This is a genomic window from Thauera sp. ZXT1-4 (assembly GCF_052598215.2).
Window position 1 is genome coordinate 1 of record NZ_JBQWSN020000057.1, and the last position, 6,261, is coordinate 6,261.

Below are 6,261 nucleotides of genomic sequence, written 5' to 3' on the forward strand. Positions count from 1 at the left end.
TGCGCCGCGGCTATCCGGTCGCGTACAAGCCGGTGGCCTAACTAAACGGCATTGGCATAACGACCCTTATGGAAAGCTTTCCATAAGGGTCGAGTCCAGCCAATGACGCATGAGCAAATGAAGGACCTGACCCCGTGCGTTTCGTTAGCCCCCATGGAGGTGCCATGGCAATATCCATAAGCCCATCCTTCCGAGACTCCAAGCTGGATTCTCCATCCACCGATGACGTCATTGACGTCTACGAGGACCGTGTTCGGAACTGGCTCTTGGCCCCTGCAAAAGTTCTTCTCGAGCAGGAGCACGGCGGGCCTGCGGCTTTCTGCATACTTCTCACGTACTTTGAAGGGGCTTGCAGCTATGCAAGGTGCCAGTCCTCCAAGAACCGATCAAAGGAGTTTTTCTCCCGAGGCTTCGTGGATGTATTTAAGTCCTCGAACGTACCCGAAACGCTTCTATTGAGAGTGGGGGATCTTCTTTACTCTGATGCTCGCTGTGGATTCTTTCACGATGGAATGTTCCGCGAGCGTGTCTATTTCGCAGAGATGAATCGCGACATCGTGATCACTCTCCCGAAGAAGGATGGGGGTCTTGATCTCCAAGGGGAGATAGCGTCTGTGCTGATCGACGTTCGGCGCTGTTACTCCGCCGTTCTTCGCCACTTCGATGCTGCAATCACCCGCCTTCGCGACCCTCAGAGAGTTCCGGAGCGTGATGCGTTCGTTGGGTTTTTCAAGAGTCAATGTGACTGGGAGAAGGTAGGGCCCGTGATTGGACTCCACGAACCGACCGCACAAAATTGCGAACGAGCGCTTGCAGGGGGTCGTCAAAACGCTGTGGATTTCGCCGTCCGTTGAAGGCGCGCGTTGAGCGACAACTTTCCTCGAAGCTCAATGGCGGCTCCGGGTCGATACCGCCAGTTCGATGAGGTCTGAACCTACCGCTCGGATCGGATGAGCGCAGTGCGGCAGCAGTAAGTCGCAGTGCTGCCGGTCAATCGACACATTCTGGACGACCGCGTGGCTGAGCCGTTCGCATAGCGCGGTATGGAAGATTTCAGAGTGAAGCAGTCGTTTGAATGACGATTCTGTTGCTAAGACGGAAGGAAACTGCTGACGGAATTGGATAGTTGTTCATAACTGCCGACGCCCGCTTCACACGGCGTTGCATCACGTCGCAGTCAGGTTCCCTAATATCGCCCTTGAGCTTGCCTTTAGCGTAGTGCATCTGCCACTTCGCCGATCGGTATTGCCCGAGAAGAGGTCCCACGATTCCCCGGAGCAGTCGCCGAGCAAGTCACTCAAGGGGGTTTGCGATGTGGTAACGCTGCTTCGGGCTACGCCCTTCGCAGCGTTACCACATCGCACATCGGGGATCAGACTATTTAGCCAAGAACTCAGCGAACCCAAGCGCGCCCCTCAAAGCCGCTGATCATGACCATCAATCAGCGCGATCATGTCGTTGGACTGCTTGATCATGAAGAATGGAATCTGCACTTTGTAGAGGCTCTCCCACATGCCAGCATAGAAAGCACTATCGTGGCGTCCAGATTGAAGGATGCGAGGATTCTGGCCGATGACTTCCTCACGACCATAGCCAGTGATACGGACGAATGCCTCATTGACATCCAGGATTATCCCGTTCCGATCTGTGATTGCGATTCCCTCTCGGCTGTTGGCAAAGACACTCGCCCACAACCGAAGTGTCTCATCAGTCCGCTTACGCTCCGTGATGTCTTGGAACACGATAAGAGAGCCATCGAACTGCCCATCAGGGTCGAAGCGAGCCGTAGCGCTAATGCGACTCCAGCACGCTGAGCCGTCCTTGCGCCGCCAGCGAAGTTCGTAGTTTCCGCTCTCACCCCGCCTGCGCTTCTCAGTTTCCTCGGCAAAGCGCCCCAGGTCCTCGGCCTCAGACCAAACCAAGTCGCCTGCCCACACCCCGTCTAGTTCATCCGGGGAATAGCCAAGAATTCGGAGCATGGCTGGATTGGCAAAACGCGCGACGAAGTCCGCATCGAGCACCAAGATTCCATCGCTAATCTCGTTGACAATCAGGCGATACATTTCCTCGTCAGCTTGCATTTCATTCCTTCTCGTCTGAATTGTCTTAGATTCAAGAAGAATTATTATATTAACAGGCCCGCACTCCACCTCCTCACAAGAACAGATCAGCCAAAAAGAAAGCCCAGCGCACCTCGTGAACGGAGGTGTGCTGGGCTTGCGATCAGAGTCGAATCGGCATGGTGCCGACTCGATCTACATCACTCAAGCGGCTTGGGGCCGCTTCAAGAAACGCTCCAACATGAGCTTGGCAACATCGTTGGTCGCACTGTAACTGACGTCTTCACCGAACGGGTCCAACGTGTACCCGAACCAGGTTTGACCTTCGAACAACCGCCTGCTGCACACGACACCATGACGGTTAATTGTCATCTCATCAGGCTTTCCGGGCAAGGCATCCCTCCAGTGAAAATCGACCCGCGTTGAGGTGGCCTTCCTGATAAATCCCGCAAACTGCTCCGAGTTCTGCATGAAGGCCGCTTCGTTGGGCGCGATAGATGCAACGATTTCCTGTGCCGACTTCGCCATGTTCGTTCTCCTGTCGACCATCCACGCTCACTCGACCCAAAAGAACGCATCGTCCGAGACAGACGTTGGGGCTTGACCTCGCAACGTGACGCCGACCTCCGGCCGCAGCACGATCCCGTTACCGACCCGGTAGAGCGAGAACGCGAGTGCATCTGAATCAAAGTGGATATGCGCGCACGGCACCTGGTCGATCCCATTGACGGGGTTCGTCCCGACCTCCATCGTCACCGACAGAAGCTGGTCGAGGTCACCCTCACCCTGCCCTGCCGTAAGGAACAATTGACCCGAATGCAAGCGTTGGTCATCGACCTCCATGACATGAGTGGGTTCCAGATCGGCAAACGCGTACGAGGCCCAGTGCTTGACAGGCACCGAACTGGGTAGCGCTGCCTTGTCTTGCTCAGGCTTGGCCAGTGCTCGAGCCAATCCCTCACGCAACGTGGCGCGGACCGCTTCATCGGTCACTTCCTCAAGCCGACCTTCAACCTGTAGAAGCAACTGCTGAACAGCGCGTTCAAGGCTACCTTCACTGAGCGCCCGTTCCAGACCACTGCCATCCGCGATCGCCGCAGCCGATGAACGATGCACGACGACATGCTTCCCAATGAACAAGCCATTCCCGCCGAATTCGTGGAGCCGTGGCTTGCTGCAGTGATACGCACCTTCAGTCTCGATCGACGTGAGCTCGTGGCCATCATCAAACAGTTGAGCCAACTCGAAGAGCACCGTAAGTTCCGGCCGATCATCATCGAAGGCTTGCCCATCGAGCACCTCGATTACCTTTTCTGAGGAGTGCCCAAAGTGCTCGGCAAGCAGCACCGCGCAGGCTTTGATGCACTCACGGGCACCCTCGGTGACCGCGAGTTCGTACGATTCAGCCAGTTCGACAAGCGCCTCGTGGATCTCATCCCAGCGCAGGCAACTGCCCTCTGACATCTCCGCGATGTACGCCTGCCCGTTGCCGGGATACGCAGCATCCAGATCAGCACCGCCAAAAAGCGCCTGAATGACGCCGGTGACCTGCTTCAGGTTGAGGACACCCGTCCAGTCGTAGTAATTCTGTGCCATCTTCGTTCTCCATTCATTCCGAAAGAAATGGCGAACACTCACCCCCTGGCGGGAAGTGACTGTCCGCCGAGGGTGGTCGGGGCATTTCGCCCCATTGAGTTAGATTGCTACTTGCCTAGATCAGAGCGCCGCCCTGGATACATCCAACTCCAGATTTGCCTCTGCTACCGGCATCCAGTAGCAGTCCGTATCGAGGAGATAGCGCCGGCCCGTTGCGTACAGCGAGCACGGTTCGGACGGCTGATACAGGCCCGTCACACGCTGCTTGAACTGCACGCCATAGTCGTTGGTGTAGATCACGGGGTCGCCAACGCTAAAACGAAGCGCATCACCGTTTTCAGGCGCAAAAGGCTTGTCCCTGTCATGCTGAGCGATCACCCGCTCGGCCCACGCCCAGTGGCTACTCATGATGAGCCTCCACAGGCACCCCCAGAACCTCGGCGAGGCCCTTGAAGCTTGAAGGCACGCCAGCCGTCGCTTCGGGATCGGATGCAAAGGCGTCATGGTCGAACACGGCCACCTCGACACCTGGATCGCAGGCGATGTCGGCAACTCCGCCGCTAAGGCTCACCAGCACCCGCTTCGCCTCGTGGTCATCGACCGTATTGAGTCGCTCGCACAGCACATCGACCTCTTCCATGTTGAGGGGCCGCAGCACCTCCCCTTCGGTTGCGATCGAATGCTCCAGAGGCGTACCCGAGATGCCGGTACGCGCCCAGAAGCGCAGGGCTGCCAACACCGTTGCCAACTCGCGTTGAGAGAACACCATGATCAGGCCTCCACCACGCGAGACAGCCTGCCGCACACCGCATCGATGCCTTCCAGCCAAAAGGCCAGAAGCAGACTCGTGCGAGGCTCAAACTGCGAGTAGCTCGTGCTGACCCAGCTTTCGGCCAGTGCCAAGGCTTCCTCCTGATCATCCTCACGCGAACCGACTGCGTTCGCGCATCGGCTGCCCAGCGCCCCCTTCAGCAGATCGACACGATCCCAGTGCTCGTCTTCATCGAGGACGATGCGTCCGGCGTTAACCTCCTCTGCCAGCGCAGCGATCTCGCCTTCGTGCTTTTGGGCGAACGCCTCGAGTTCAGCCCGGTACTCCTCGATCGCTCTGGTAATCACGATCGACTTGAGCTTGGTGCGAACCGGACTCTCACCAGAATTGAGGCGATGCACCTCGCGCAACACCGCAACAACTTCGCAATGCCGCGGCTCGGTGACGTCGTAGTTCATCTCGATCACCGCTGCGAATTCGGCAAACGTGTAGCGCCGAAGAACACCCTTCGGCGGCTGGTGCGTGAGCAGAAAGCCGTAGGCTTGAAGCGCGTGAAACACCGTCTTGGCCTGGTCATCGCTGGCCAGGTAGTCATCCATACCGATCGTATCGAGATGAACGACAATCGGACTTGTGGTGATGCCCATATTTTTCTCCTTGGATTGAGGTTGAACTGCACCTCAGAGATGCGCTGGACGGGCGCATAAAAAACCGCAGCCAACCTTGTGTGGTTAAGCTGCGGCCGGAACCGAGAGCCGTTCTGAAGCCGACTCTCAAACTAACTACCACTGGATCACATCGGGATCGAAATTCGGCTCGGGTTTCGGACGAAAACGTGCCACGACCTCAGCAGCCTTTCGCTTGAACGACCGACCGCGCAAAACCAGAGGCGCCACCCGATAACCCAGCCATGACAACCGCTGGAGCCACCGTGTCCTCGCCACCAGCTCACCGACCACCAGGTCATCGACAACCTGCTTGAGAACCGCCTGGTGGGCCTCGCACGCGGGACTGTTGCACGGTCCGTAGTGTTGGCGGATCACAGGCCTCGCAAGATCGTCGAGACTGATCTCTGCCGAACTCCACATCGATGTGAGCTTCTCGCTCGATCTGAGACTGAGCAAGACGGTTTTCCCGTAGGACAACGCCCCAGCGTACCCGCCGATGCAATGATGCAGATCTTCGCCCTCCTGGAAGCATTCGGCTCGGGTCACCAGTTCCTTCACCGCAACGCCGTCATAAACTGACTGACGCAAACGGCGATGGATGAGTGGCTTGAGCATGTCTTCACGTGCCAGGCCAATCTGCTCGGTCAGGTACGCCTCAAGCCCATCGAACGGGTGGCCATAAACATCAGCCCTCGCCTCGATCGTAACCGTCCGAGCAACCCCGTAGTTCCCAGGCAGCGCTGAATCGTCGATGGTTGCGGCTGCGAAACTCACTTCTGGAGAACGACGATGGAGCAGGAGAGGCTGATGGCGGTGGTGGAGTCGCCGACTCAGCACCATGGCGAGGCGGCGGTTCAGCGGCGCGTGCATCGCGATGATGCATTCTGGCGCTCGCATGAGCAGCAGCGGTGCCGGCAAGGCTTGAGTATTCCGCAGTATTGCCAGGCCACCGGCTTGGCGCTGTCGACATTCCGCCATCGCATCAACCGACTGGCCGCCGCCGAGGCAGGGTCCGCATTGGGCGAAGGCAGCGGCCGCTTCATCGCACTTGCGCAGCCAGCCCCGAGGGTGCAAGTCGATGTGGTGGAGATCGATGTCGTGCTGCCCGATTCGATGACGCTGCGTCTGCATGGCGCGGCTGCGCGGCAGGTGCTCGATCGCGTGC

The 6,261-nt window shown here is 58.0% G+C and carries 9 protein-coding genes; 2 read left to right on the forward strand and 7 right to left on the reverse strand.

What is annotated here, in order from left to right; translation table 11 throughout:
* Nucleotides 1-164 precede the first annotated feature (164 nt).
* The gene (locus ACUH78_RS18505; protein WP_297358556.1) at nt 165-854 is read left to right on the forward strand and encodes a hypothetical protein; all 690 of its coding nucleotides are present in this window, start codon (nt 165-167) and stop codon (nt 852-854) included.
* 561 nt (nt 855-1,415) lie between these two features.
* Here ACUH78_RS18505 and ACUH78_RS18510 read toward each other — a convergent pair.
* The 7 genes from ACUH78_RS18510 to ACUH78_RS18540 form a co-directional block, all read right to left on the reverse strand.
* The gene (locus tag ACUH78_RS18510) at nt 1,416-2,081 is read right to left on the reverse strand and encodes a PAS domain-containing protein (protein WP_445334193.1); all 666 of its coding nucleotides are present in this window, start codon (nt 2,079-2,081) and stop codon (nt 1,416-1,418) included.
* Between the two features lie 183 nt (nt 2,082-2,264).
* Nucleotides 2,265-2,588: a hypothetical protein gene (locus ACUH78_RS18515; RefSeq protein ID WP_445334192.1), complete on the reverse strand. Its 324-nt coding sequence runs from the start codon at nt 2,586-2,588 to the stop codon at nt 2,265-2,267.
* Nucleotides 2,589-2,615: 27 nt separating this feature from the next.
* Nucleotides 2,616-3,656: a hypothetical protein gene (locus tag ACUH78_RS18520; protein WP_048704306.1), complete on the reverse strand. Its 1,041-nt coding sequence runs from the start codon at nt 3,654-3,656 to the stop codon at nt 2,616-2,618.
* A 120-nt stretch (nt 3,657-3,776) separates the two neighbouring features.
* Entirely contained in the window at nt 3,777-4,064 is a 288-nt protein-coding gene (locus tag ACUH78_RS18525) for a hypothetical protein (protein ID WP_048704303.1), read from the reverse strand.
* Nucleotides 4,057-4,425 carry a hypothetical protein gene (locus ACUH78_RS18530; RefSeq protein WP_445334191.1) on the reverse strand — a complete coding sequence of 123 codons (369 nt, stop codon included), beginning with the start codon at nt 4,423-4,425 and terminating at the stop codon, nt 4,057-4,059. The genes ACUH78_RS18525 and ACUH78_RS18530 overlap by 8 nt, the downstream gene beginning before the upstream one ends.
* Nucleotides 4,426-4,427: 2 nt before the next feature.
* Nucleotides 4,428-5,075, reverse strand: a complete 648-nt coding sequence (locus ACUH78_RS18535) for a hypothetical protein (RefSeq protein WP_048704297.1) — start codon at nt 5,073-5,075, stop codon at nt 4,428-4,430.
* 135 nt (nt 5,076-5,210) lie between these two features.
* Nucleotides 5,211-5,870 carry a PcfJ domain-containing protein gene (locus ACUH78_RS18540; RefSeq protein ID WP_445334190.1) on the reverse strand — a complete coding sequence of 220 codons (660 nt, stop codon included), beginning with the start codon at nt 5,868-5,870 and terminating at the stop codon, nt 5,211-5,213.
* Between the two features lie 15 nt (nt 5,871-5,885).
* On the opposite strand from ACUH78_RS18540, the gene tnpA reads away from it, so the two are divergent.
* Nucleotides 5,886-6,261: IS66 family insertion sequence element accessory protein TnpA (gene tnpA / locus ACUH78_RS18545; protein WP_510497594.1), on the forward strand; the 376-nt coding region annotated here is incomplete at its 3' end.

What these genes read in the sequence shown, in the direction of transcription:
- ACUH78_RS18505 (WP_297358556.1), top strand. Translation starts at nt 165, where the DNA reads ATGGCAATATCCATAAGCCCATCCTTCCGAGACTCCAAGCTGGATTCT.
- ACUH78_RS18510 (WP_445334193.1), bottom strand. Translation starts at nt 2,081, where the DNA reads ATGCAAGCTGACGAGGAAATGTATCGCCTGATTGTCAACGAGATTAGC.
- ACUH78_RS18515 (WP_445334192.1), bottom strand. Translation starts at nt 2,588, where the DNA reads ATGGCGAAGTCGGCACAGGAAATCGTTGCATCTATCGCGCCCAACGAA.
- ACUH78_RS18520 (WP_048704306.1), bottom strand. Translation starts at nt 3,656, where the DNA reads ATGGCACAGAATTACTACGACTGGACGGGTGTCCTCAACCTGAAGCAG.
- ACUH78_RS18525 (WP_048704303.1), bottom strand. Translation starts at nt 4,064, where the DNA reads ATGAGTAGCCACTGGGCGTGGGCCGAGCGGGTGATCGCTCAGCATGAC.
- ACUH78_RS18530 (WP_445334191.1), bottom strand. Translation starts at nt 4,425, where the DNA reads ATGGTGTTCTCTCAACGCGAGTTGGCAACGGTGTTGGCAGCCCTGCGC.
- ACUH78_RS18535 (WP_048704297.1), bottom strand. Translation starts at nt 5,075, where the DNA reads ATGGGCATCACCACAAGTCCGATTGTCGTTCATCTCGATACGATCGGT.